The following is a 24,337-nucleotide window of genomic DNA, read 5'->3' as shown; positions in this document are numbered from 1 at the left end:
CGTCGCCTCATTCTCCGGTTCGTCCTTGCCCGTTCGCCTCGTGCACCGTGTGCAGGACCGCCGGGAGCGCCCGGAGGAAGGCGTCCGCCTCGGCGTCGGCGAGGACCAGCGGGGGCATGATCCGTACGACGTCGGGGGCGGGCGCGTTCACCAGGAGGCCGGCGTCCTGAGCCGCCTGCTGCACCTGGGGCGCGAGGGGCTCGGTGAGCACGATACCCAGCAGGAGGCCCGCGCCACGGACGTGGGAGACCAGCGGGTGGCCGATGGCCTCGATTCCGGAGCGCAGCCGCTCGCCGACGGCCTTGACGTGGTCGAGGCCGGCGTCGGCGCCGAGGGTGTCCAGGACGGCGAGTCCGGCGGCGCAGGCGATCGGGTTGCCGCCGAAGGTGGTGCCGTGGTGGCCGGGGGCGAAGAGGTCGGCGGCTTCGCCGAAGGCGACGGTGGCGCCGAGCGGCAGACCGCCGCCGAGGCCCTTGGCGAGGGTGACGACGTCGGGGTCGACGCCCTCGTGGGCCTGGTGCTCGAACCAGTGGCCGCAGCGGCCGATGCCGGTCTGCACCTCGTCGAGGACGAGGAGGGTGCCGGTGGCGCGGGTGATCTCGCGGGCGGCCTTGAGGTAGCCGGGCGGCGGGACGACGACGCCGTTCTCGCCCTGGATCGGCTCGATGATCACGAAGGCCGTCTCCTCGGTGACGGCGGCCCGCAGCGCCTCGGCGTCGCCGTACGGGACGTGGGTGACGTCACCGGGCAGCGGCAGGAACGGGGCCTGCTTGCCGGGCTGGCCGGTGAGGGCGAGGGAGCCCATGGTGCGGCCGTGGAAGCCGCCGTCGGTGGCGACCATGTGGGTGCGGCCGGTGAGCCGGCCGATCTTGAACGCGGCCTCGTTGGCCTCGGCGCCGGAGTTGCAGAAGAAGACCCGGCCGGGGCGGCCGAAGAGCGTCAGGAGCTTCTCGGCGAGGGCGACGGGCGGTTCGGCGACGAAGAGGTTGGAGACGTGGCCGAGGCTCCGGACCTGGCGGGTGACGGCCTCGACGACCGCCGGGTGGGCGTGGCCGAGGGCGTTGACCGCGATGCCGCCGACGAAGTCCAGGTACTCCTTGCCGTCGGCGTCCCACAGCCGGGCGCCCTCGCCGCGGACGAGCGGCAGCCGGGGGGTGCCGTAGTTGTCCATGAGGGAGCCCTGCCACCGCAGGGTCAGGTCCTCGTTGCCGCTCACGCTTCCCCCTGTCCGTCCGGCACGACCATCGTGCCGATGCCCTCGTCGGTGAAGATCTCCAGCAGGATGGAGTGCTGGACGCGCCCGTCGATGACGCGGGCGGTGGTGACGCCGTTGCGGACGGCGTGCAGACAGCCCTCCATCTTGGGGACCATGCCGCTGGAGAGCTCGGGCAGCAGCTTCTCCAGCTCGCTCGCGGTGAGCCGGCTGATGACCTCGTCGCTGTTCGGCCAGTCCTCGTAGAGGCCCTCGACGTCGGTCAGGACCATCAGGGTCTCGGCGCCCAGCGCCGCAGCGAGTGCCGCAGCCGCCGTATCAGCATTGACGTTGTAGACATGTCCGTCGTCCTGGGATCGGGCGATGGAGGAGACGACCGGGATGCGGCCGTCCTCCAGGAGCGCCTGGATGGCGCCGGTGTCGATGGCGGTGATCTCGCCGACGCGGCCGATGTCGACCCGTTCGCCGGCGATCTCCGGCAGGTGCTTGGTGGCGGTGATGGTGTGGGCGTCCTCGCCGGTGAGGCCGACGGCGAGCGGGCCGTGCTGGTTGAGCAGCCCGACGAGCTCGCGCTGGACCTGGCCGGCGAGCACCATCCGCACGACGTCCATGGCGTCCTCGGTGGTGACCCTGAGGCCGGCCTTGAACTCGCTGACGATGCCGTGCCGGTCGAGGGCGGCGCTGATCTGCGGGCCGCCGCCGTGCACGACGACCGGCTTGAGGCCGGCGTGGCGCAGGAAGACGACGTCCTGGGCGAAGGCGGCCTTCAGCTCGTCGTCGATCATGGCGTTGCCGCCGAACTTGATGACGACGGTCTTGCCGTGGTGGCGGGTGAGCCAGGGCAGCGCCTCGATCAACGTCTGGGCCTTCGGGAGGGCGGTGTGCTTCCGCGTGGCGTTGGTCATGACGAGTACGCGCTGTTCTCGTGGACGTAGTCGGCGGTCAGGTCGTTGGCCCAGATCACGGCGGACTCGGAGCCGGCGGCGAGGTCGGCGGTGATGACGACCTCCCGGTAGCGCATGTCGACGAGGTCGCGGTCCTCGCCGACGGAGCCGTTCTTGCAGACCCAGACGCCGTTGATGGCGACGTTCAGCTCGTCGGGCTCGAAGGCGGCGGAGGTGGTGCCGATGGCGGAGAGCACCCGGCCCCAGTTGGGGTCCTCGCCGTGGATGGCGCACTTGAGGAGGTTGTTGCGGGCGATGGAGCGGCCGACCTCGACGGCGTCGTCCTCGGTGGCCGCGTTGATCACCTCGATGCGGATGTCCTTGCTGGCGCCCTCGGCGTCGCCGATGAGCTGGCGGGCGAGGTCGGCGCAGACCTCCCGGACGGCCTCGGCGAAGTCGTCCTGGGCGGGGGTGGTGCCGGAGGCGCCGGAGGCGAGGAGGAGGACGGTGTCGTTGGTGGACATGCAGCCGTCGGAGTCGACCCGGTCGAAGGTCAGCCGGGTGGCGGTCCGCAGGGCGGCGTCGAGGCCCCGGGCGTCGACGTCGGCGTCGGTGGTGAGGACGACGAGCATGGTGGCGAGGCCGGGGGCGAGCATGCCCGCGCCCTTCGCCATGCCGCCGACCGTCCAGCCGTCCTTCGAGACGACGGCCGTCTTGTGGACGGTGTCGGTGGTCTTGATGGCGATGGCGGCCTTCTCGCCGCCGTGCGCGGAGAGTTCGGCGGCGGCCTTCTCCACGCCGGGGAGGAGCTTGTCCATGGGGAGGAGGACGCCGATGAGGCCGGTGGAGGCGACGGCGACCTCGCCGGCGCCGACCTCGGTGCCCTGGGCGCTGAGGACCTCGGCGACCTTCTCGGCGGTGGCGTGGGTGTCCTGGAAGCCCTTCGGGCCGGTGCAGGCGTTGGCGCCGCCGGAGTTGAGGACCACGGCGGTCAGCTCGCCGTCGGCGAGGACCTGCTGGGACCAGACGACCGGGGCGGCCTTGACGCGGTTGGACGTGAAGACTCCCGCGGCGGCGCGGCGCGGCCCGGTGTTGACCACGAGGGCCAGGTCCGGGTTGCCGTTCTGCTTGATCCCGGCGGCGATGCCCGCCGCCGTGAATCCCTGCGCTGCGGTGACGCTCATGGAGCGACTCCAATCGTGGAGAGTCCGGTGTCCTCGGGAAGGCCGAGGGCGATGTTCATGCTCTGCACCGCACCGCCGGCGGTGCCCTTGGCGAGGTTGTCGATGGCGCTGATCGCGATGATCCGGTGCGCGTTCGCGTCGTACGCGACCTGGACGTGAACGGCGTTGGAACCGTGGACGGACGCCGTGGCGGGCCACTGCCCCTCGGGGAGGAGGTGGACGAAGGGCTCGTCCGCGTACGCCTTCTCGTAGGCGGCGCGGACGGCCTCGGCGGTCGTGCCGGGCTTCGCGGCGGCGGTGCAGGTGGCGAGGATGCCGCGGGGCATCGGCGCCAGGGTGGGGGTGAAGGAGACGGTGACCCGCTCGCCGGCCGGGCCGGAGAGGTTCTGGATCATCTCGGGGGTGTGCCGGTGGACGCCGCCGACGCCGTACGGGGTCATGTTGCCCATGACCTCGCTGCCGAGCAGGTGCGGCTTGAGGGCCTTGCCGGCGCCGGAGGTGCCGGAGGCGGCGACGATCACGGCCTCGGGCTCGGCGAGCCCGCCCGCGTACGCCGGGAAGAGGGCGAGCGAGACGGCGGTGGGGTAGCAGCCGGGCACCGCGATGCGCTTGGACCCCTCCAGCGCGGCGCGGGCACCCGGCAGTTCGGGGAGGCCGTAGGGCCAGGTGCCGGCGTGCGGGGAGCCGTAGTACGTCTCCCAGTCGGCCGGGTCCTTCAGCCGGAAGTCGGCGCCCATGTCGACGACGAGGACGTCGTCCCCGAGCTGCTCGGCGACGGCGGCGGACTGGCCGTGCGGGAGGGCGAGGAAGACGACGTCGTGGCCCGCGAGCTCCTCGGCGGTGGTGGGCGCGAGGACGCGGTCGGCGAGCGGCAGCAGGTGGGGCTGGAGGCCGCCGAGCTTCTGTCCGGCGTTGGAGTGGCCGGTGAGCGTGCCGATCTCGACGTGGGGGTGGGCGAGGAGGAGGCGCAGGAGCTCCCCTCCCGCGTATCCGCTCGCGCCCGCGACTGCTGCTCGTACCGTCATCGAAACCCTCCTCATGGATGGCATGACTATACGCAGCGCCGCAGTTTTATGCAACGACGCGCCCGCGGCCGTGGCGCCGACCTCTTCCCCCAGGGTGCCGGGCGCGACGGGGCGGCGCACAAGGAGAGGTGGCGGCCGGGGCCGGAATTCAGTAGCCATGGACATAGTCGCCATGTACCGTATTTCTCATGAGCAAGGGTTCCCCGGGCCCCACGCCCGGCTTTCTGGTGTGGCGGCTCGCCAACAAGTGGCGGGTCGCGGTCGACCGCGCGGTGGCCCCGCTGGGCCTCACCCACGCGCAGTACTCACTGGTCGCCTCGCTGCACGGCATGCAGCGGGCCGGTGAGCGACCGCCCAGCCAGCGGCGGCTCGCGGACCACACGGGCCTGGAGGCGCTGTACGTGTCGAAGCTGGCCCGCTCCCTGGAGTCGGCCGGCCTGATCGAGCGCACCCGCGACCCTCGCGACCCGCGTGCCGTGCAGCTCGCCCTCACCGAGGAGGGCCTGGCCGTCACCCGGCGGGCCGTCGACGTGGTGCAGGACCTGCTCCAGCAGCTCCTGGAGCCGCTGGGCGGCCTGGAGGCCCCGCGGACGCGGGCCTTCACCGACGAGCTGACGACCCTGCTCGGCGTACCCCTCGTTCCCTCCGCGCCCGATTCCGCACCCGATTCCGCTCTCGATTCCGCTCTCGACGACGAAACCACTCAGGGGGACACACCATGACCACCACCGCGCCCGCCGCCGACTCCCGCCTGCTCGGCCTGGCCCACTACGCGGCCCGGGGCGTCCTGGAGCACGTCCTGGCCCGGCACGGCGTCACCTTCCCGCAGCAGATCGCGCTGCGCGCCGCCGTCACCGCCGACGCGCCCCGGACCCCGGACGAGCTGGTCGCGCAGGTCCGCGCCACCCTCAAGGCCGACCCCGCCGACGTCCGCGCCGCCCTCGACGCCCTGCGGGCGAAGGAGCTGCTCGTCGCGGACGGCCCGCACCTGGTCCCCACGGAGGCGGGGCGCGCGCTGCTCACCGCCGTCGCCGCCGAGGTCGCCCCGCTCACCGCCCGCGTCTGGGGCGGGATCCCCGCCGAGGACCTGGCCGCCGCCGGCCGCGTCCTCGCCCTCGTCACCGAACGCGCCGACCGCGAGCTCGCGGCGCTGGAGGGCTGACCCCGGCAGGGCGCCCGCCCGGCGTCACAACGGCCGCGGCCGGCCCGTCAGACCGGTGAAGGCACCTGACGGGAAGTGAGACCCATGGACGACGACGCTGTGGTGACCGTGCTGGGCGCGCGGTTCGACGCCGACGAGGAACGGCTGCGGGGCGTGGCCCTGCGGGTCCTGGGCGCCGGGGCGGAACGGGAGGCGGCGGCCGTCCTCGCGCGGGTCCGGGCCGGTCTGGACGCGGACGCGCCGGCGGTGGCCCGGCTCTGGCTGACCGCCCTGGTCGCCCGCGCGTGCCTCACCGGCGCGGGGGCCGGGGCCGGCGGCGGACCGGGGCACGCGCGCGTGGCGGCGGAAAAGGCGGAGAAGGAGGAGAAGGGGGAGAAGGCGGGAAGGGGGGAGCCGGCGGTGCCGGCCCCCGCGCCGGTTCCGACGGCGGTTCCGGCTCCGGCTCCGACGGCGGTTCCGGCCCCGGTTCCGGTTCCGGAGGGCCTGGAGGAGGCCGTCCTGCTGGGCTTCCTCGCCGTGCTCGACCGGCTCGGGGCGCGCGAACGCCTCGCGTACCTCCTCCACGACGTCTTCGGGCTGCCGGCCGGGGAGACCGCCCGGATCATGGGCGGTTCCGCCGCCGAGGCCGCCCGGTGGGCGCGGCGGGCCCGGACGCGGCTGCGGGGCGGCGGAGCGGGCGGGAGCGGGGGCGCGGAGACAGGCGGAGACGGAAGCCGGGACGAGGGCCGGGGCGGCGGGACGGGCGGGGAGGGGGACGGGCCGGAGCGTCACGCGCTCGTGGACGCCTTCCGGGCCGCCGCACGCGCGCGTGACGCCGCCGCGCTCGCCGCCCTGCTGGACCCGGAGGCCGTCGCGTACGCGGAACGGGGACCGGTGCACGGGGCCCCGGCCGTGGCCGCCGCGGCGGCCGCGTTCGCCCGGCCGGGGGCCCTGGTCCGGCCCGCGCTGGTGGAGGGCGCGGTGGGGCTGGTGACGTTCCTGGCCGGGAGGCCGGTCGCGGCGGTGGCGTTCGGGTTCCGCCGGGGCCGGATCGTCAGCCTCGACATCACGACGGGCGAGGAACACGTCCGGGCCCTGGACCTGGCCTTCCCGGAGTGACGGGGCCCGGCCCCGGGCCTCAGCGCTTGACCGCCCGCAGCACCACGAACTTCGGGTCGCTCGCGACGAGTTCGCCGGCGCCGAAGATGCGGCGGAGGGTCACGTGGTAGCCGAGGTGCCGGTTGCCGACGACCCACAGCTCGCCGCCGGGCCGCAGGGCGCGCCGCGCGTCGGAGAACATCCGGCGGGCGGTGCGGTCGGTGGTGGCCTGGTGGCTGTGGAAGGGCGGGTTGTTGAGGACGAGGTCGAGGGAGCCGGCGGGGACGTCCGCGAGCCCGTCGCCGACCGTGAACTCCGCCTTCCGGTCCTCCCCCGCGTGGGTGCGGAAGTTCTCCTCGGCGGAGGCGACGGCCTGGTACGACTCGTCGGTGAAGAGCAGTTCGGCGCCGGGTTCGGCGAGGGCGACCGCGAGGCCGACGACGCCGTTGCCGCAGCCGAGGTCGGCCACGCGCGCGTGGCCGAGGCCGCGCGGCAGGTGGCCGAGGAGAAAGCGGGTGCCGATGTCGAGGCGGTCGGCGCAGAAGACGCCCGCCTGGTTGACGACCGTGCGGCCGGCGAGGCCGGGCGCGGGCGTGTCGGCGGGGAGCGCGTACCGGTACGGCCAGGGGTTCGGGCCGGGCGCGGCGGCCGGGTCGGGGGTGGTGTGGATCAGCCGGGCCTTCTTCACCGCGAGGGAGGTGCGGGTGGGGCCGAGGATCCGCTCGAAGAGGGTCAGGGTGGAGGTGTGGATCTCCTTGACCATGCCGGTGCCGACGACCACCGTGTCCGCGTGGACGGCGGGGGCGAGCCGGTGCAGCTGGTCCTCCAGGAGCGCGAGGCTCTTGGGGACGCGGACGAGGAGGACGTCGATCCGCGCGGGCGGCGGGTCCTGGGTGGTGAGCAGCCGGACGGCGTCGGGGGCGGCCCCGGCCCGCGCCAGGTTGGTCCGGGTGGCCTCGCGGCCGAGGTACGAGTCGGAGATCTGGACGAGCCGCCCGGCGCCGGCGGCGTGGAGCGCGGTGACGAGGGCGCCCCAGCGGTCGCCGAGGACGGCGACGGTGCCGGAGAGGCCGGTCCCGGTCTCGGCCAGGTGGTTCAGCAGGTACTCGTCGGCCGCGTCCCAGGCGCGCAGCGGATCGCGCGGGTCCTCGGGGTGGCGGGTGAGCGTGACGTCGCCCCATGACGTGGTCAAACGGTTCATCGTGCCCCCAGGCTAGCCGCTCCGTCCCGGCCGGGACGCCGCGCCGGGGTCCGGCGGCTCAGCGGAGGGCCGGGGCCTCCAGGTGGAGGTGCCAGGCGCCGGGGCGGCCGGTGAGGGTGACGGTCGACAGGGGCCGGACGTCGACGCTCCAGTAGGTGGCGGGGGCGGCCCGGAGGGCGTAGACGAGGGCGGCGCGGACGACGGAGGGTTCGGCGACGGCGACGACGGTGGCGTCGTCGGCGGGGCGGGTGTCGAGCCAGCCCCCTATGCGGGAGATGAAGGCGAGGAGGGGTTCGCCGCCGTGCGGGGCGGAGCGGGCGTCGGCGAGCCAGGCGTCGACGGCGGCCGGTTCGAGGGCGGCGACCTCGGCGAGGGTGAGGCCGCGCCAGCGGCCCATGTCGCAGTCGCGCAGCGCGGGCTGGGCGAGCGGGGCGTAGCCGAGGGCGGTGCCGGTGGCGCGGCTGCGCGGGGTCGGGGAGCAGTAGCGGAGTTCGGCCGCGCCGAGCGGGAGGAGCGCGGGCGCGGCCTGCTGCACCTCGTACCAGCCGGCCTCGTCGAGCGGCCGGTCGTCGTCGAAGCGCTCGGCGAGCAGGGAGGAACTGCGCGCCGCCGCGACGAGCGTGACCCGAAGACCCATGGCCGCGATCGTGAGGCCGGTGGGGCCCCGGGTCAAGGGGCGCGGCGGGGGGACCGGGAGGCCCCGGTTCAGTCCTGTCCGAGAGACATCCACATGTCCGGATTCCGCAGTGGCGCGAATCCGACCTTCTCGTAGACGCCGTGGGCGTCGGCGGTGGCGAGCATGATCCGGCGGAGCCCGTACGGCTCCAGGTGGTCGCGGACGGCGGTGACGAGGGCGGTGCCGAGGCCGGTGCCGCGGGCCGGGCGGTCGACGTAGACGTCGCAGAGCCAGGCGAAGGTGGCGTGGTCGGTGACCACGCGCGCGTAGGCGGCGATCTCGCCGGTGTCGCGGTGGTAGGCGCCGAAGTTGAGGGAGCCGGCGATGGCCGCGTCCTGCTTCTCCCGAGGTCGGCCGAGGGCCCAGTACGCGTCGGTGGAGAGCCAGTGGTGGACGCGGGCGGCGTCCACCCGGGCGGGATCGGCGGAGATCTCGTACGCCCCGTGGAGGGCGACGGCGGTGGTCTCGGTCATGGCCGGAGGATGCCAAAGCCGCGGACGCGTGTCAGGCGGGTTTTCCGGGCCGGGGCGGGGCGGGCGCGCGCCGGCCCGGCCCGCCCGGCGTCACGGAAGGAGTTCGTCCACGGCGGTCCGGAGCCTGCGGACCCCCTCGGCGATCTCCGTGGGCCCCGCCACACCCGCGAAACTCAGCCGGATGTGGCCGGCCGGGGGTTCGGCGCAGAAGTAGGGGCGGCCGGGGGCGGCGGTGACGCCGGCGCGCAGGGCGGCGGAGAGGAGGGCGGCCTCGGGCAGGGCGTCGGGGAGGCGGAGCCAGAGGTGGTAGCCGCCGGAGGGGACGTGGGGCAGGGCGAGTTCGGGGAGGCGGAGGGCGACGGCGGCGGCGAGGGCGTCGCGGCGGGCCTTCAGCTCCTGGGAGACGGTCCTCAGGTGGCGGGGCCAGGCCGGGGAGCCGACGAGTTCGAGGGCGGCCTCCTGGAGGGGGCGGGGGACGAAGAAGCTGTCGACGACCTGGATGGCGCGGAGGCGTTCGAGGACGGGGCCGCGGGCGGCGAGGGCGCCGACGCGGAGGCTCGCCGAGGTGATCTTGGTGAGCGAGCAGACGTGGACGACGACGCCGTCGGGGTCGTCGGCGGCGAGCGGCGGCGGCAGCGGTCCGGCGTCCTCGTGGACGAGCCGGCGGGCGAAGTCGTCCTCGACGACGAAGGCGCCGGCGGCGCGGGCGATGCGGACGACCTCGCGGCGGCGGTCCGGCGGGAGGAGGGCGCCGGTGGGGTTCTGGAAGAGGGGCTGGCAGACGAGGACGCGGGCGCCGGTGGCGCGGAAGGCGGCTTCGAGGAGGTCGGGCCGGATGCCCTCGGTGTCGGTGGGGACGGGCACCGGGCGCAGACCGGCGGCGCGGGCGACGGCGAGCATGCCGGGGTACGTGGGCGACTCGACGAGCACGGGGGTGCCGGGCGCGGCGAGGGCGCGCAGGGCGGTGGTGAGGGCGGACTGGCCGCCGGCGGTGATGAGGACCTCGGCGCCGGTGACGCCGCCGCCGATCTCGCGGGCGAACCATTCGCGCAGCTCGGTGAGGCCGTCGGTGGGCGGCCGGCCCCAGGCGCCGGGGCGGCGGCCGGCCCGGGCGAGGGCGGCCGCCAGGGCCCGCTCGGGCTGGAGGGAGGGGTGGAGGTAGCCGCCGTTGAACTCGACGACGCCGGGCGGGGGCGCGGCGAGGGTGACGAGGACGCCGGAGGCGTCGACGGCCCGGGGGACGAGGTCGGTGGCGGTGTCGGCGCTGAGGGCGAGCTCCTGCCAGGAGGTGTCGCCGGTGGCGGCGGGGGCCCGGGTCCCGGCCTTGAAGGCGCCGGCGCCGGGCCGGGTGACGACCAGGCCCTCGGCGGCGAGCTGCGCGAGGGCGCGGCTGACGGTCACCGGGGAGACGCGGTGGCGCTCGACGAGCGCCCGGCTCGACGGCAGCTTTCCACCCGGGGAGTAGCGGTCGAGCTCCGCTCTCAGGGATTTCGCCAGTTCGGCCACACTGCTACGCTCATGCATGAGAGCACAGAGTAGCGCTACTACCCCGATGGCGATAGCGGTCGACACCAGCACCGGCACCCCGACCGACGCCGCCCCCGCCGGCACCCCGTCCCCCACCGCGCAGGGCACCCTGCTCGCCCTCCTCGGCGTGGTCTCCTTCTCGCTCACCTTCCCGTCGACCGTGTGGGGCCTGGAGAGCTTCGGCCCCTGGTCGCTGGTGGCGGTCCGCTCCACGCTCGCCGCGCTGATCGCCGGCGCCTTCCTGCTCGCCGGGAGGGTCCCGCTGCCGGAGCGGCGCCACTGGGCCGGGCTCGCGGTGGTCGCGGGCGGCGTGGTGATCGGCTTCCCGCTGCTGACCACGCTCGCCCTGCAGACCTCGACGACCTCGCACGCCGCCGTCGTCGTGGGCCTGCTGCCGCTCACCACGGCCGCCCTCGCCGCGCTGCGGACCGGCCGCCGCCCGTCCCGCACCTTCTGGATCGCGGCCGTCTCCGGCGCCGCCGTCGTCCTCGCCTTCACCGTCCAGCAGAGCGGCGGCGCGCTCTCCACGGGCGACCTCTACCTCTTCGGCGCGCTGCTCGTCTGCGCCGCCGGGTACACCGAGGGCGGCCGGCTCGCCCGGCTGATGCCGGGCTGGCAGGTGATCGGCTGGGCGCTGGTCCTCTGCCTGCCGCTGATGGTCCCGGCCTCGGCGGTGGCGCTCGCCCTCGAACCGGTCCGCCTCACCGCCCACGGGATCGCCGGCCTGGTCTGGGTGGCCGCCGGCTCCACCTTCTTCGGCCTGTACGTCTGGTACCGGGGCATGGCCGCGATCGGCATCCCGCGCGCCAGCCAGCTCCAGCTCGCCCAGCCGCTGCTCACCCTCTTCTGGTCGGTCTTCCTCCTCGGCGAGTCGCTGCCGCTGGCCGCGCCGCTCGCGGCGGTCGGCGTGCTGGTCTGCATCGCGGTGACCCAGCGCGCGAAGAGCTGACGCGACGGGCGGCAGTGACCCGGGTCACAATGGCAGCAGAGGCCCTACGCGCGCGAGGAGGTCCCGATGAAGGCGAGTGAGGGCGACAAGCTGCTGGTGCACGGCCGGACCGTCGGTCAGCACGACCGCACGGCCCAGGTCCTGGAGGTGCTGGGGGAGAACGGCACTCCCCCGTACCGGGTCAAGTTCGACGACGACGGTCACGAGGCCCTGATGTCCCCCGGCCCCGACACCGTCGTCCGGCACCGCCGGCCGCAGGGTTAGGAGCCGTCCGGCCGCCGTGGCGGCCGGACCCGGTCCGGGTAGTGGTCGGCCACGGCGGCGGCGAGCGCGCCGTTGCGGTCCTCCGTGACCTCCTTCGCCGCGAAGAAGCAGTGCCCGCCGACGCCCGGCCGCCCCTCGGCCAGCGCGAGGTGCCGTGACAGCTCCCGCGGGTCCTGCCACGCCTCGGGCTGGTCCGGCGCGCCCGCCTTGTACAGCGCCTCGCCGATGTGGAGCGCGACGCCGGTCCCGCGCACCGCCGTCTCCCACCAGTCGAGGAGCGTGGCGTAGTCGGTGGCGGGGTGGCCGATGTGCCAGTACAGCTGCGGCACGACGTGGTCGATCCAGCCCTCCCGGATCCACTTGCGGGTGTCCGCGTAGAGGTCGTCGTACGTGGCCACGCCGGCCCGCGTGTCCGAGCCCTCGGGGTCGTCGGCGGCGTTCCGCCACACTCCGAAGGGGCTGATGCCGAAGGCCACCCGGGGCTTGACCTCCTTGATGCGGGCGGCCGCCTCCGAGACCAGCAGGTCGGTGTTGTGCCGCCGCCAGTCCGCGCGGTCGGGGAAGTCCGCGCCGTACCGGGCGTGGGCGTCGGCGTCGTCGAAGGTCTCCCCCTCGACCGGGTACGGGTAGAAGTAGTCGTCCCAGTGGACCGCGTCGACGTCGTAGCGGCGCACCGCGTCGAGCATGGCGTCCTGGACGAAGCGGCGGACCTCGGGCAGGCCGGGGTTGTAGTACAGCTTCCCGCCGTGGGGCACGGTCCAGTCGGGGTGGAGCCTGGCCGGGTGGGAGGCGGCGAGCCGCTCGGGGTCGGCGTGGTTCGCCACCCGGTACGGGTTGAACCAGGCGTGCAGCTCCAGGCCCCGCGCGTGGGCCTCGGCGACGGCCGTGCCCAGCGGGTCCCAGCCGGGGTCGCGGCCCTGCGTGCCGGTGAGGCACTGCGCCCAGGGCTCGTACGGCGAGGGCCACAGGGCGTCGGCGGTGGGGCGCACCTGGAGGACGACCGCGTTGAGCCGGCGCTCCACGGCCCGGTCCAGGTGGGCCAGGAGCTCCGCCCGCTGCGCGGCGGCGGTGAGGCCGGGCCGGGACGGCCAGTCGCGGTTGGCGACGGTCGCCACCCACATCCCCCGGAACCCCTCCGCGCGCGCCGCCCGCTCCGGCGCCGGGGCGCCCTCCGGCCCCGGCCCGCGCTCCGGTCCGGGCGCCGCCGCCCTCTCCCGCTCCCGTGCCCCGCGGCGCTCCGCGGCGGCGCCCGGAGCGCTCGCCCCCACGACGGCGAATGCCGCTCCCGTGGCGGTCGTCACAAACCCTCTTCTCCCGATAGGCCGCACTTGTACCCCTCAGCTGTCGGATACGTCACACCCCCGGAGACAGCATGCCCCCTCTCCGACCGATCGATCATCGCGCGAATCGGAGTAACGTCATGGGGTCGAGGCAGGCGCACCGGAATCACACGGGGGCCCGCCGCCAGAGAACAGCGAAAGGCACGAGGTGACGGACTCCATGGCCGACATTGAGCGCGTCGGAGTGGTGGGCTGCGGCCAGATGGGCGCGGGCATCGCAGAGGTGTGTGCCCGGAGCGGTCTTGAGGTGAAGGTCGCCGAGACCACCGGCGAGGCGCTGGAGATCGGCCGCACCCGGCTGCTCAACTCGCTGACCAAGGCCGCCGAACGCGGCAAGATCAGCGAGGAGGAGCGGGACGCGGCGCTCGCGCGCCTGAGCTTCACGACCGACCTGGGCGAGTTCGCCGACCGCGACCTCGTCATCGAGGCGGTCGTGGAGAACGAGCAGGTCAAGACCGAGATCTTCCAGGTGCTCGACCAGGTCCTGACCCGGTCCGACGCCATCCTGGCCTCGAACACCTCCTCCATCCCGCTGGTGAAGCTGGCCGTGGCGACCTCCCGCCCCGACCACGTCATCGGCATCCACTTCTTCAACCCGGCCCCGGTGCAGAAGCTGGTCGAGCTGATCCCCGCCCTCACCACCTCCGAGGGCACGATCAGCCGGGCGCAGGCCTTCGCCGAGAAGGTGCTCGGCAAGCACGCGATCCGCGCCCAGGACCGCTCCGGCTTCGTCGTGAACGCCCTGCTCGTGCCGTACCTGCTCTCCGCGATCCGGATGTTCGAGTCCGGCATCGCGAGCCGCGAGGACATCGACAACGGCATGGAGTACGGCTGCGCCCACCCGATGGGCCCGCTGAAGCTCTCGGACCTCATCGGCCTGGACACGATCGCCTCGATCGCCGACTCGATGTACTCCGAGTTCAAGGAGCCCCTGTACGCCGCTCCCCCGCTGCTCCAGCGGATGGTCGACGCGGGCCGGCTGGGCCGCAAGACCGGCTCGGGCTTCTACGTCTACGCCTGACCCGCCCCGGCGCCGCTCCCCCGGCGCCCCCTCGATGTCGCTCTCCGCGGCAGGAACGGCCCGCACCCCCGCACAGGTACGGGCCGTTCCGTCTTTCCCGGGCCCGGTCAGCCGAGCCGCAGGTGGCGGAGCATCAGCAGGCCGGCCGCCATGTTCGCGGCCGGGATCTCGCCGCGGGCGATCAGCTCCGGGACCTCCTTCAGCGGCACCCAGGCGCGCCGCGAGGACTCGAAGCCGTCGACCGGCGGGCCGGTCCAGGTGGCCCGGTCGGTCCAGTAGAGGTGGTGCCGGGCGTCGCTGAGCCCGTTGGAGGGCTCGACGGTGAGGAGGTGGCGCAGCAGCCCCGGCCGCCAGCCGGTCTCCTCCTCCATCTCGCGGGCGGCGGCGGCCTCGGGGGCCTCGCCGTCCTCGACGACGCCGGCGGCCAGCTCCCAGCCCCAGCTGTCGGTGATGAAACGGTGGCGCCAGAGCATGAGGACCTCGTCGGCGTCGTTGACGACGGTCGCGACGGCGACGGGGCGGAGCCGGATCAGATAGTGGTCGAGGTGACGGCCGTCCGGGAGTTCGACGTCCGCGAGGTTCACCCGGAACCAACGGTTCTCGTAGACGGAGTGCTCACTCAGTTTCGTCCACTGCACGTTCTTGCCACCTTCCGACTGGTAGGCGCGTGTTCGGTGGCAATATCGCAGCAGTTCGACGGTCACAGGGGAACGCGCAGCGCTCCGTCGATCAGTTCCGCCGCCTCCCGGGCGTCCCCCGCGTCACTGGCCAGCAGGTGCTCCCGGGCCTGCCGCAGCCGGTCCCGCAGCCGCCGCGACTCCATCCCGCGCGCCCGCTCCGTCATCTCGACCGCCGTGCGCGCCGCCGAGTCCGCCTCGCCCTGGCGCAGTTCGACCTGGCAGAGCAGCGCGAGCCGGTGCACCCGGCCCCGGTCGTGCGAGGGCGCCCCGGCCGCCCGCGCCGCGTGCTCGTACGCTCCCGCGAGATCACCCAGACTGAGGAGGGCCTCGGCGACCTGTACGTTGACGAGGCCGGGCTGCACATAGCCGGTCTCGGCCGGTTCCGCCGCCGGCGCGATCCGGTCCGCCGCCGCCTCGGCGCGCCGGATGCAGTCGAGCGCCGCCGTCCCGTCGCCCAGCCGGGCGTACGCCTTCGCCTGCATCGCCGTCAGGTCGGCCGCCAGCGCCGGGGTGATGGCCCCGCCGGCCGCCCGCAGCGCCGCCTCCGCGAAGGCCACCGCCTGCCGGAACTCCCCGAGCAGCAGCGACTGGTTGACCATCAGCGCGATCACGTAGGCGCCGAAGGCCCGGTCCCCGCTGGCCTTGGCGAGCCGCAGCGCCTGGTGGAAGTAGCGCTGCGCGAGCCCGTGCGCGTCGGCGTCGTAGGCGCAGATCCCGGCCACCGCCACCAGGCCCCCGGTGGCCCGGTGCAGGGAACGCCCCAGGGCGTCGCTGTAGGAGCCGCGCAGCCGGGGCGCCGCCTCGGTGGTGAGGAAGCCGACGATCCGGGCGCGGGTCGCGATGCCGCCGGCCTTGCGGTACATCTGCTCGTAGTGCGCGCGGGCCGCGCTGAGCAGGACGATGTCGGCGGGCTCCACCCGGGTGCGGCCGGTGCGGGAGACGTCGGTGTCCTCCGGCGGGTTCTCCCACTCCCACACCGGCATCACCGCGGGCGTGCCGGTCACCGCCGGCGCGGTCGCGAGGTGCGGCCGCTGCTGCTCGTCGGAGCGCCACAGGGCGGTGGCCCGGTCGACGAAGCCGGACAGCGGGGTGCCGGGCGCGGGCGGCCCGCCGCCGGGCACGCCGAGCCCGATGTCGTCGAGGGTGACGGGCCGCCGCAGCCGGTCCGCCAGCACCTCGCAGATCAGGTCGGGCACCTGGCCGCGCGGCCGCTGGCCCTTCAACCACCGCGCCACGGCGGTGTGTTCGTAACGCAGGGCGAGTCCCCTGGCCCGTCCGGCCCGGTTCACATGGGCCGCGAGCCCGGCGTTGGAGACGCCCGCCTCGTCCAGGAGGGCGTCGAGCAGGGTGTTGGGCTGCATGGCCCCTCCGGTCGCTCGGTGAACTCAGCGTAGCGGTGGCCGGATTCGTCCGGTGCGTTTTCGCACGGGGTGTGAACGAAGTACCCGTTCTCCCGGTCCGCGCGCGCTGTCGCCGGCGGAGCCGTACCGCTTGACTGGGCTTCTCGCCGGCAAGGCGAGAACGACCGGGCCGCCGGCTCCCCCCTCGTACAGTGCGGCCGCCCGGTCCGCGCCGCCCGCCCCGCCGATCTGCCCGACACTCCGTGGCGGGGCGGGCGGCGCCCGTACCCCCGGACCCTCCGCTCAGCAGTGGGTGGAGGGAGCGGGCCGGGGACGGCGCAGCCCGGGTTCGGCGGGCTGCGCCGGCACGCGGACCCGGTCGTTGCGGACGACGAGCAGGGCCACGTCGTCGTCGAGCCGGCCGCCGGTGTGCCGCAGCAGCGCCCGGTGCACCTGGCGGACCACGCCCTCGGGCGGCAGACCGGTGCTCCGGGCGAGCTCCGCGTCGAGGCCGAAGAACCGGCCGCGGGGGTCGCGGGCCTCCTCCGCCCCGTCCGTGTGCAGCACCAGCGTCTCGCCGGGCAGCAGCCGCGCCCCGGTGTACGGCACCGGCACGGCCGGCAGCGGCAGGACGCCGAGCGGCGGCAGCGGTTCGCCCACGGGCAGCCGCCCCGGCCGGGGGCCGAGCCGGTACGGAGCGGGGTGACCGCAGTCGAGGACGGCGAGCCGCCCGTCGGCGCGGACCTCCAGGAGCAGCAGCGTCACGAACTCCTCGGCCACCGGGTGCTCGGGCTCGCCGCCGCTCCTGGCCGGGTGCTCGTCGCGCGCCCGCTCCCGCAGGTGCCGTTGCAGCGTCCGCTCCAACCGCCGCAGCACACCGCCGAGTTCGGCCTCGTCGTGGGCGGCCTCCCGGAAGCTCCCCAGGACGGCGACGACGGCGCCCAGGGCGGCGAGGCCGTGGCCCCGCACGTCCCCGATCACGATCCGCACCCCGTACGGCGTCGCCACCGCCTCGTACAGGTCGCCGCCCACCGAGGCCCCGCGCGCGGCCGACAACTGCCCGGCGGCCAGGGCGAGTCCGTCGAGCCGGGCGGGCGGCGGGCGCAGCAGCACCTGCTGCGTCGCCTCCGCCACGGCCCGCACCACCGCCAGCTCGCGCCGCAGCCGCCGCCGCACGCCGAGGACCAGCCCCGTGCCGACGGTCAGGAAGACGACGCTGGTCGCGATCCGCAGGGGCAGTCCCGGCTGCCGGGCCAGCGGACAGCCGAACTTCCACGCCACGGCCACGGCGCCCCAGCCGACGGGGAGGAGGAGCGGGGCGCTCCCGCGGAGCCGGGACCGGAGGGCGCCCCTCGTACGGTTGCGGCTGCGGCTGCTACGGCTGGTACGGATCATGTACGGCCCTTCCCGAGCCCCGACAGCGCCCGAAGGCCCTGCGGCACACAGGCCCGCCCCTGTGGCCGCGTCGATTCTGCCGACCGTACGGAGGGCGGGGGAACACCCCCCGGCGATCTCACCCGAAGGAGTGAGCACCCCCGGCGCGCCGCCCCGCGCCAGACCCGCGCCACCCGTACAGACGCGGGACGTCCGCACGGGTGAGCAGGCGCGGGGCGGGCGGCCGTCAGACGTGCACCGCCTCGCGCCGCTCCGCGGCGGCCTCGGAGCGCGGGTGCCTCACCAGGTGGCGCACGACGTACTCCGCGTCCCGGCCCGCGCCGCCGATGAGCATCGACGCGAAGGCGTACTGGAAGGCGAGGCCGACGAAGTAGAGGCCGGGGGCGGTGTCGACCACGCCGCGGCGCTCCAGCGGCCAGCCGTCCTCACCGGTGACGGGCAGCTCGATCCAGGAGAAGTCCTGGCGGAAGCCGGTGCACCAGACGACGTTGGCGACGTCGAGGACCCGGCCGCCGTCGAGGACGGGCAGTCCGTCGCGCACCCCGACGGTCCGCTCCGGGACGAGCTCGACCCCGGCGTCGGTGAGATCGGCCTTCTTGACCCGGATCAGCGGCCCGCCGTGCTGCCTGACCTCGGGGCGCATCCTGCGGCCGACCGGCGTCCGCAGGTTCAGCACGTGCCGGGCCAGGAACCACAGCACCGGGAAGATCGCGTGCGCCGGCCGGCCGTGGATGTCGAAGGGGATCTCGCCGTGGATCGTCCCGCTCAGCACCGTCGGACGGCCCGTCCTCCCGGCCTCGTGGGCGATGTCCCCGCCGGAGTGCGAGGCGCCGACCACGAGCACGCCGCCGGGCCGCAGCTGCCCGGGGTTCCTGTAGGCGCTGGAGTGCAGCTGCGTGATCCGCGGGTCGAGTCCGGCGGCGAAGCCGGGGACGTGGGGGGTGCGGCCGAAGGTGCCGGTGGCGACGACGACGTGGTCGCAGACGTAGGTCGTGGTACCGGTCTCGACGACGTACCGGCCGTCCGCCCCGGCGAGGCGGGTGACGCGCTCGCCGGTGCGGACCGGCAGGGCGAAGGTCTCGGCGTACGACTCCAGGAAGTCGGCCATCTCGTCCTTGGTGGGGAAGGACATCGGCGGCGCCGGGAAGCGCATCCCGGGCAGGGAGGCGACCTTCGCCGGGCTGTACAGCCGCAGCGAGTCCCAGTGGCGGCGCCAGTTGTCGCCGACGCGGGCGCCGCCGTCGAGGACGACGAACGGCCGGTGGCGGCGGGCGAGGTGGTATCCGGTGGCGAGACCGGCCTGACCTGCGCCGATGATGACCGTCTCGATGCGTTCCGTCCTGCCGGTGGAGTTCATCGCGGGCCTCCTCGTACGTTCCTGAGCCCGACCCTAGGGACCCGGGGGCGGGAACGCTTCGGGAGAACGCCCCAATCGCGGGGTGCGGCGGCGATGGGTCATTCTGCCCATCGCCGGGCGACGAGACCGTGTTCGTAGGCGTACGCGGTGGCCGCCGCGCGGGAGGAGAGGCCGAGCTTGCCGAAGATGTTGCTCAGGTGCCGGGCCACGGTCTTCTCGCTGAGCACCAGGTCGGCGGCGATCGCGTGGTTGGTCCGGCCGGTGGCGACGAGCCGCAGGACCTCGATCTCCCGGGGGCTGAGCCCGGTGCCGCCGCCCGGCCCGGCACGGGTGAGCGCGTCGAGGCCGGCCAGGTCGGTGGCGGCGCCGAGCTCCCGGAAAACCTGGCGGGCCGCGTCCAGTTCGAGGCGCGCGGTGCCCTCGTCGCCGAGCCGCCGCCGGGCGAGCCCCAGCAGCACCCGGGTGCGGGCCCGGTCGTACGGGGCGTCGATCCCGTCCCAGATCCCGCCCGCCTCCCGCAGGGCGTCCAGCGCCGCGCCGGGCTCGTCCTCCGCCAGGAGCACCGCCCCGCGGGCATGGGCGGCGACCGCGGCGAGGAGCGGCGCGTCGAGCTCGGCGGCGGTGCGCGTCAGCTCGTCGGCGGCCTCCCGGGCGGCCGGCACGTCGCCGGCGGCCAGCATGATCTCCGCGTACGGGGCGAGCAGCCGCGCCCGGCGCAGCCGGTCCGGCGTCTCCTCCAGGGCGCCGCGGATCGCCGCGGCCGCCGCGTCGACCCGCCCCTGCGCCAGCCACATCAGCGCGAGGCCGGGCTGCGCCCGGTGCCCGCACGCGCCGGCCCTCCGGTACGCCTCCTCCGAGCGGGCGAAGGCCCCGCGGACCCGGTACAGCTCGGCCTCCTGGTACAACGCCATGCCGAGGACCGCGCGGCCCGGCGTCCCGGCGAGCCGTTCGCGGGCCCGGCGGGCCTCGTCCAGGGCGTCCGGCCAGGCGCCGTGCATCTGCAGGACGTGGGAGCGGTGGATCAGGCACTGGCCCCGGTAGGGCACGAGGTCGGGCTGGGCGGAGCACCAGTGGGAGAGCGCCGCCGTCCACTCCTGGGCACGGCGCAGGTCGAAGAGCTCCTCGCAGGCCTCGATGACGCTGCAGTACACGATGCCGGTGACGAGCGGTGACAGCCGGCCGGAGCTGACCGCCACCATGGCCTCGTCGAGCAGGGCGGTCCCGGCGGCGGGCTCGCCCGCGTAGACCAGCGCCCGGCCCTGGCCGTGCCGGGCCAGCGCCTCCAGGTCCCGGTCGCCGAAGCGCTCGCCGATCGCGGCGGCCTCGCCGAACAGGGCGTACGCGGCCCGGGGGTCCTTGTGGACGCGCCGCAGGCCCTGGGGGACCAGCACGTAGCCCCGCTCCACGCAGTCGAGCCCGCACTCCTCCAGGAGCCGCTGGGCGCGGGCGAGCCAGCCGCCGCCCCGGGCGGTCTCGCCGCGCAGCAGCAGCGGCATCGCCGCCCAGAAGGCGCAGCGCACGGCGGGTGCGGTCGCGCCGAGGCCGAGGTAGGCGTGGTGGGCCCGCTCGGTCGCCGCGACGCTCTCGTCGTCGCGGCCCACCAGGTAGGCGGCGGTCGCGAGGCGGACGAGGTCGTCGGGGGCGAGCGGCTCCTCCCGGTCGGCCTGCGAGAGCGCGGTGTAGGCGTCCGACCACGCCTGGCAGGCGAAGGCGTCCCGGGCCCGTTCCAGTTCCACGACCACGTCCATGACGGCTCCCACCACCATTGCACCGCGCGGCCCGCGACTTGTCAGGCCGGGCGGAACGGCGGAGGGCCGCCCCGGGAGGAGATCCCGGGGCGGCCCTCCGCGGGGGCGGCGCGGCGTCAGGCGCCGCGCAGGACGGCGCCGGTGTGCTCGGCGGCCAGGGCGACCGCGGCGTCGCGGGCGGCGGTGGCCTCCTCGACGGTGAGGGTGCGGTCCTCGGCGCGGAACTTCAGCGCGTACGCCAGGGACTTCTTGCCCTCGCCGACCTGGTCGCCGGTGTAGACGTCGAACAGGCGGATGGACTCCAGGAGTTCGCCCGCGCCCTCGGTCAGGTACCGCTCGACGTCGGCGGACGGGACGGCCTGGTCGACGACCAGGGCGACGTCCTGGGTGGCGACCGGGAAGGCGGAGATGCGCGGGGCCCTCGCCGGGCCGGCGCTCGCCTTCTCCAGGACGTCCAGGTCCAGCTCCATCGCGCAGGTGCGGGCCGGCAGGCCCAGCGCCTTGACGACGCGCGGGTGGAGCTCGCCGCCGTGGCCGGCGAGGGTCTTGACCCCGTCGATCACCACGTGGAAGGCGGCGCAGCGGCCCGGGTGCCACGGGGCGTGCTGGTCGGCCTCGATCAGCAGCTCCGCGCCGGTCTCGGCGGCCACCGCGCGGGCGGCCTGGATCGCGTCGGCCCAGTCGGCCGGGCGGCCCTTGCCCCACCAGCCGGACTGCTCGCGGGCGCCGGCGAGGACGACGGCGGCGCGGCGCGGCTGCGCGGGCAGCGCGGCGTTGACGCCGGCGATCTCCTCGTCGGTGGGACGGCGGTCGACGGGCAGGCGGACCGCGACCTTCGGCTCGCCCTGGGGGCGGAAGACCAGACCGGTCTCGAAGAGCGCCAGGTCATGGCTGCCGCGGCTGTCGTTCCGGCGCAGCGCGGCGAGCAGGCCGGGGAGCAGCGTGGTGCGGAGGGCGGGCTCCTCGTCGGAGAGCGGGTTGACGAGGGTGACGACCTCGCGGCGGGCGTCGTCCGCGTCGAGGCCGAGCTGGTCGAGGGCCTGCTGCCCCATGAAGGGGTAGTTCAGCGCCTCGACGTAGCCGGCGCCGGCGAGCGCGCGGCCGACCCGGCGGTGGACGCGCTGGCGCTCGGTGAGGCCGCGGCCGGCCGGGGGCTTCGGCAGCGTGGAGGGCAGGTTCTCGTACCCCTCCAGCCGGATGACCTCCTCGGCGAGGTCGTTCGGCTCGCCCAGGTCGGGGCGCCACGAGGGCACGGTGACGACGAGCTCGTCCTGGCCGTAGACGTCGCAGCCGATCTCCTGGAGACGGCGGACGACGGTCTCGCGGCCGTAGTCCACGCCCGCGACCTTGTCGGGGTGGTTCGCCGGCAGGGTGATGGTGCGCGGCGCGGACGGGGCGGCGATCTCGGTGACGCCGGCCTCGGCGGTGCCGCCCGCGAGCAGCACCAGCAGATCGACGCAGCGCTGGGCCGCGGCGGCCGCGGCCTGCGGGTCGACGCCGCGCTCGAAGCGCTTGGACGCCTCGGAGGACAGCTTGTGGCGGCGGGCGGTGCGGGCGATCGAGATCGCGTCGAAGTGCGCGGCCTCGATGACGACCTCGGTGGAGCCGGTGACGGCGCCGGTCTCGGGGTCGGTCACCGGGTCGGCGATCTCGGTGTTCGCCCCGCCCATGACACCCGCGATGCCGATGGGGCCGCGGTTGTCGGTGATGACCAGGTCGGCCGCGTCCAGGACGCGGACCGTGCCGTCGAGGGTGGTGATCTTCTCGCCGGCCTCGGCGCGGCGGACCCCGATGGGGCCGTCGAGCCGGGTGCGGTCGTAGGCGTGCAGCGGCTGGCCGAGCTCCAGCATCACGTAGTTGGTGATGTCGACGGCGAGCGAGATCGGGCGCATGCCCGCCTTCTGGAGGCGGCGCTGGAGCCAGATCGGCGACCGGGCCTCGGGGTCGAGGCCGACGACCGTGCGCGCGGTGAAGCGGTCGCAGCCGATCGGGTCGGTCACCTGGACCGGGTAGCCGTACGAGTTCGGCGCGGGCACGTCGAGGAGCGCCGGGTCGCGCAGCGGCAGCCCGTACGCGATGGCGGCCTCGCGGGCGACGCCGCGCATCGAGAGGCAGTAGCCGCGGTCCGGGGTGACGGCGATGTCGAGGACCTCGTCGTACAGCTCCAGGAGGGCGGTGGCGTCGAGGCCGACCTCGTGCTCCGGCGGCAGGACGATGATCCCGTGGTTCGGGTCCTCGCCCATGCCCAGCTCCTCGCTGGAGCAGATCATGCCGCGCGAGACCTTGCCGTAGGTCTTGCGCTCGGCGATGCGGAAGTCGCCGGGGAGGACGGCGCCGGGGAGGGCCACGACGACCTTGTCGCCGACGGCGAAGTTCCGGGCGCCGCAGATGATCTCCTGGGGCTCGCCGGTGCCGTTGGCCGGGCCGACGTCGACGGTGCAGAAGCGGATGGGCTTCTTGAACTCCGTCAGCTCCTCGATGGTGAGGACCTTGCCGACCACCAGCGGGCCGGTGAGGCCGGCGCCGAGCTGCTCGACGGTCTCGACCTCGAGGCCGGCGGAAATGAGCTTGGCCTGGACGTCACGGCCGGTCTCGGTCGCCGGCAGGTCGACGTACTCCCGCAGCCAAGAAAGCGGGACCCGCATCAGATCTCCATCCCGAACGGCCGGGTGAACCGGACGTCACCCTCGACCATGTCTCGCATGTCTTCCACGTTGTGCCGGAACATCAGCATCCGCTCGATGCCGAAGCCGAAGGCGAAGCCGCTGTACTTCTCCGGGTCCACGCCGCAGGCGACGAGCACCTTCGGGTTGACCATGCCGCAGCCGCCGAGCTCGATCCAGCCCTCGCTGCCGCAGGTGCGGCAGGGGCGGTCGGGGTTGCCGACGGACTCGCCGCGGCAGACGTAGCAGAGCATGTCCATCTCGGCGGACGGCTCGGTGAACGGGAAGAAGTTCGGACGGAGCCGGGTCTTCATGTCCGGGCCGAAGAGCGCCTGGACCATGTGGTCGAGGGTGCCCTTGAGGTCGGCCATGGTGAGGCCCTCGTCGACGGCGAGCAGCTCGATCTGGTGGAAGACCGGGGTGTGCGTGGCGTCGAGCTCGTCGGTGCGGTAGACGCGGCCGGGGCACACCACGTAGACCGGGGGCTCCCGGTCGATGAGGGTGCGGGCCTGGACCGGCGAGGTGTGGGTGCGCAGGACGACCCCGGACTCGTCGCCCGTGGTGCCTTCCGGACCCTGGACGAAGAAGGTGTCCTGCATCTGCCGCGCCGGGTGGTCCGGCACGAAGTTCAGGGCGTCGAAGTTGAACCACTCGGCCTCGACCTCGGGGCCCTCGGCGACCTCGTAGCCCATCGACACGAAGACGTCGGCGACGCGCTCCATGAGGGTGGTGAGCGGGTGGCGGGCGCCGGCCGGGACGCGGTCGTACGGCAGGGTGACGTCGACGGCCTCCTCGACGAGGACGCGGGCGTCGCGCTCGGCCTCCAGTTCGGCCTGGCGGGCGGCGAGCGCCTTGGAGACGGCGCCGCGGGCCTGGCCGACGAGCTTGCCGGCCGCGGCCTTGGCCTGCGGGGGCAGCGCGCCGATCTCGCGGTTGGCGAGGGCGAGCGGCGAGGTGCCGCCGGTGTGCGCCGTCTTGGCGTGCGCGAGCGCGTCGAGGTCGCCGGCGGCCGCGAAGGCGGCGAGCGCCTCGTCCCGCATGCGCTCGATCTCTTCCGGTTTCAAGGCTTCGACCTCGACCGGGTCGTACGACTTATTGGGTGCCGACATCTCTTCCCGTGTCTTCCGTTGGGCTTGGCTGGGGCGACCCCCGCTCGAC

Annotated in this window: 22 protein-coding genes; 6 read left to right on the top strand and 16 right to left on the bottom strand. The window is 74.9% G+C overall.

Annotated features, from left to right (window positions below; genetic code table 11):
• Positions 1 to 7: 7 nt before the first annotated feature.
• The 4 genes from AB0E83_RS06505 to argC are packed head-to-tail and all read right to left on the bottom strand — an operon-like array spanning position 8 to position 4,306.
• Complete coding sequence (locus AB0E83_RS06505; RefSeq protein ID WP_362106804.1) at positions 8 to 1,216, bottom strand: acetylornithine transaminase; 1,209 nt, start codon at positions 1,214 to 1,216, stop codon at positions 8 to 10.
• A complete protein-coding gene (gene argB / locus AB0E83_RS06500) occupies positions 1,213 to 2,118 on the bottom strand; it encodes an acetylglutamate kinase (RefSeq protein ID WP_362106801.1) in 906 nt (301 codons plus the stop codon). The genes AB0E83_RS06505 and argB overlap by 4 nt, the downstream gene beginning before the upstream one ends.
• Positions 2,115 to 3,281, bottom strand: coding sequence for a bifunctional glutamate N-acetyltransferase/amino-acid acetyltransferase ArgJ (argJ, locus tag AB0E83_RS06495; protein ID WP_362106798.1), 1,167 nt, complete (start codon positions 3,279 to 3,281; stop codon positions 2,115 to 2,117). Before argJ ends, argB begins: the two co-directional genes overlap by 4 nt.
• Entirely contained in the window at positions 3,278 to 4,306 is a 1,029-nt protein-coding gene (argC, locus tag AB0E83_RS06490; protein ID WP_362106795.1) for an N-acetyl-gamma-glutamyl-phosphate reductase, read from the bottom strand. Before argC ends, argJ begins: the two co-directional genes overlap by 4 nt.
• Positions 4,307 to 4,494: 188 nt before the next feature.
• Here argC and AB0E83_RS06485 point away from each other — a divergent pair, with 188 nt between their 5' ends.
• The 3 genes from AB0E83_RS06485 (at position 4,495) to AB0E83_RS06475 (ending at position 6,566) form a co-directional block, all read left to right on the top strand.
• Positions 4,495 to 5,028 (top strand): MarR family transcriptional regulator, encoded by a 534-nt coding sequence (locus tag AB0E83_RS06485; protein ID WP_362106792.1) that lies wholly within the window; start codon positions 4,495 to 4,497, stop codon positions 5,026 to 5,028.
• Positions 5,025 to 5,468 carry a MarR family transcriptional regulator gene (locus AB0E83_RS06480; RefSeq protein WP_362106789.1) on the top strand — a complete coding sequence of 148 codons (444 nt, stop codon included), beginning with the start codon at positions 5,025 to 5,027 and terminating at the stop codon, positions 5,466 to 5,468. Before AB0E83_RS06485 ends, AB0E83_RS06480 begins: the two co-directional genes overlap by 4 nt.
• Positions 5,469 to 5,552: 84 nt before the next feature.
• Positions 5,553 to 6,566: a sigma factor-like helix-turn-helix DNA-binding protein gene (locus tag AB0E83_RS06475; protein WP_362106786.1), complete on the top strand. Its 1,014-nt coding sequence runs from the start codon at positions 5,553 to 5,555 to the stop codon at positions 6,564 to 6,566.
• A gap of 19 nt (positions 6,567 to 6,585) precedes the next feature.
• Here the strand turns inward: AB0E83_RS06475 and AB0E83_RS06470 are convergent, their stop codons facing one another.
• The 4 genes from AB0E83_RS06470 to AB0E83_RS06455 form a co-directional block, all read right to left on the bottom strand.
• On the bottom strand, positions 6,586 to 7,737 hold the full coding sequence (locus tag AB0E83_RS06470) for a methyltransferase (protein ID WP_362106783.1): 1,152 nt from the start codon (positions 7,735 to 7,737) through the stop codon (positions 6,586 to 6,588).
• A 67-nt stretch (positions 7,738 to 7,804) separates the two neighbouring features.
• Positions 7,805 to 8,383 (bottom strand): histidine phosphatase family protein, encoded by a 579-nt coding sequence (locus tag AB0E83_RS06465; RefSeq protein WP_362106780.1) that lies wholly within the window; start codon positions 8,381 to 8,383, stop codon positions 7,805 to 7,807.
• A 68-nt stretch (positions 8,384 to 8,451) separates the two neighbouring features.
• Positions 8,452 to 8,895 (bottom strand): GNAT family N-acetyltransferase, encoded by a 444-nt coding sequence (locus AB0E83_RS06460; protein ID WP_362106777.1) that lies wholly within the window; start codon positions 8,893 to 8,895, stop codon positions 8,452 to 8,454.
• A gap of 90 nt (positions 8,896 to 8,985) precedes the next feature.
• Positions 8,986 to 10,419 (bottom strand): PLP-dependent aminotransferase family protein, encoded by a 1,434-nt coding sequence (locus tag AB0E83_RS06455; RefSeq protein ID WP_362106774.1) that lies wholly within the window; start codon positions 10,417 to 10,419, stop codon positions 8,986 to 8,988.
• On the opposite strand from AB0E83_RS06455, the gene AB0E83_RS06450 reads away from it, so the two are divergent.
• Both AB0E83_RS06450 and AB0E83_RS06445 read left to right on the top strand, forming a co-directional pair.
• Positions 10,418 to 11,371, top strand: a complete 954-nt coding sequence (locus AB0E83_RS06450) for a DMT family transporter (protein ID WP_362106771.1) — start codon at positions 10,418 to 10,420, stop codon at positions 11,369 to 11,371. The genes AB0E83_RS06455 and AB0E83_RS06450 overlap by 2 nt on opposite strands.
• A gap of 66 nt (positions 11,372 to 11,437) precedes the next feature.
• Complete coding sequence (locus AB0E83_RS06445) at positions 11,438 to 11,635, top strand: DUF1918 domain-containing protein (protein WP_362106768.1); 198 nt, start codon at positions 11,438 to 11,440, stop codon at positions 11,633 to 11,635.
• Here AB0E83_RS06445 and AB0E83_RS06440 read toward each other — a convergent pair.
• The gene (locus AB0E83_RS06440; protein WP_362106765.1) at positions 11,632 to 12,936 is read right to left on the bottom strand and encodes a family 10 glycosylhydrolase; all 1,305 of its coding nucleotides are present in this window, start codon (positions 12,934 to 12,936) and stop codon (positions 11,632 to 11,634) included. The two genes, AB0E83_RS06445 and AB0E83_RS06440, sit on opposite strands and share 4 nt — an antisense overlap.
• Before the next feature lie 199 nt (positions 12,937 to 13,135).
• Between AB0E83_RS06440 and AB0E83_RS06435 the strand changes: the two genes are divergently transcribed.
• Positions 13,136 to 13,996 carry a 3-hydroxybutyryl-CoA dehydrogenase gene (locus AB0E83_RS06435; protein WP_362106763.1) on the top strand — a complete coding sequence of 287 codons (861 nt, stop codon included), beginning with the start codon at positions 13,136 to 13,138 and terminating at the stop codon, positions 13,994 to 13,996.
• A 107-nt stretch (positions 13,997 to 14,103) separates the two neighbouring features.
• On the opposite strand, the gene AB0E83_RS06430 is transcribed toward AB0E83_RS06435, so the two are convergent.
• The 7 genes from AB0E83_RS06430 to pheS all read right to left on the bottom strand — a co-directional run bounded on the left by AB0E83_RS06430 (position 14,104) and on the right by pheS (position 24,288).
• On the bottom strand, positions 14,104 to 14,634 hold the full coding sequence (locus AB0E83_RS06430) for an NUDIX domain-containing protein (RefSeq protein WP_362106760.1): 531 nt from the start codon (positions 14,632 to 14,634) through the stop codon (positions 14,104 to 14,106).
• A 62-nt stretch (positions 14,635 to 14,696) separates the two neighbouring features.
• Complete coding sequence (locus AB0E83_RS06425) at positions 14,697 to 16,037, bottom strand: transcriptional regulator (RefSeq protein ID WP_362106757.1); 1,341 nt, start codon at positions 16,035 to 16,037, stop codon at positions 14,697 to 14,699.
• 282 nt (positions 16,038 to 16,319) lie between these two features.
• On the bottom strand, positions 16,320 to 17,411 hold the full coding sequence (locus AB0E83_RS06420) for a PP2C family protein-serine/threonine phosphatase (protein ID WP_362106754.1): 1,092 nt from the start codon (positions 17,409 to 17,411) through the stop codon (positions 16,320 to 16,322).
• Positions 17,412 to 17,637: 226 nt separating this feature from the next.
• Positions 17,638 to 18,768 (bottom strand): NAD(P)-binding domain-containing protein, encoded by a 1,131-nt coding sequence (locus AB0E83_RS06415; protein ID WP_362106751.1) that lies wholly within the window; start codon positions 18,766 to 18,768, stop codon positions 17,638 to 17,640.
• 98 nt (positions 18,769 to 18,866) lie between these two features.
• A complete protein-coding gene (locus tag AB0E83_RS06410) occupies positions 18,867 to 20,516 on the bottom strand; it encodes a LuxR C-terminal-related transcriptional regulator (protein ID WP_362106748.1) in 1,650 nt (549 codons plus the stop codon).
• A gap of 116 nt (positions 20,517 to 20,632) precedes the next feature.
• On the bottom strand, positions 20,633 to 23,161 hold the full coding sequence (gene pheT / locus AB0E83_RS06405; RefSeq protein ID WP_362106745.1) for a phenylalanine--tRNA ligase subunit beta: 2,529 nt from the start codon (positions 23,159 to 23,161) through the stop codon (positions 20,633 to 20,635).
• Positions 23,161 to 24,288, bottom strand: a complete 1,128-nt coding sequence (pheS, locus tag AB0E83_RS06400) for a phenylalanine--tRNA ligase subunit alpha (protein ID WP_362106742.1) — start codon at positions 24,286 to 24,288, stop codon at positions 23,161 to 23,163. The genes pheT and pheS overlap by 1 nt, the downstream gene beginning before the upstream one ends.
• Between the last annotated feature and the right edge of the window lie 49 nt (positions 24,289 to 24,337).

This window comes from Streptomyces sp. NPDC035033 (assembly GCF_040636735.1).
Lineage (GTDB): Bacteria > Actinomycetota > Actinomycetes > Streptomycetales > Streptomycetaceae > Streptomyces.
This window is presented reverse-complemented; position numbering and strand designations above follow the sequence as displayed.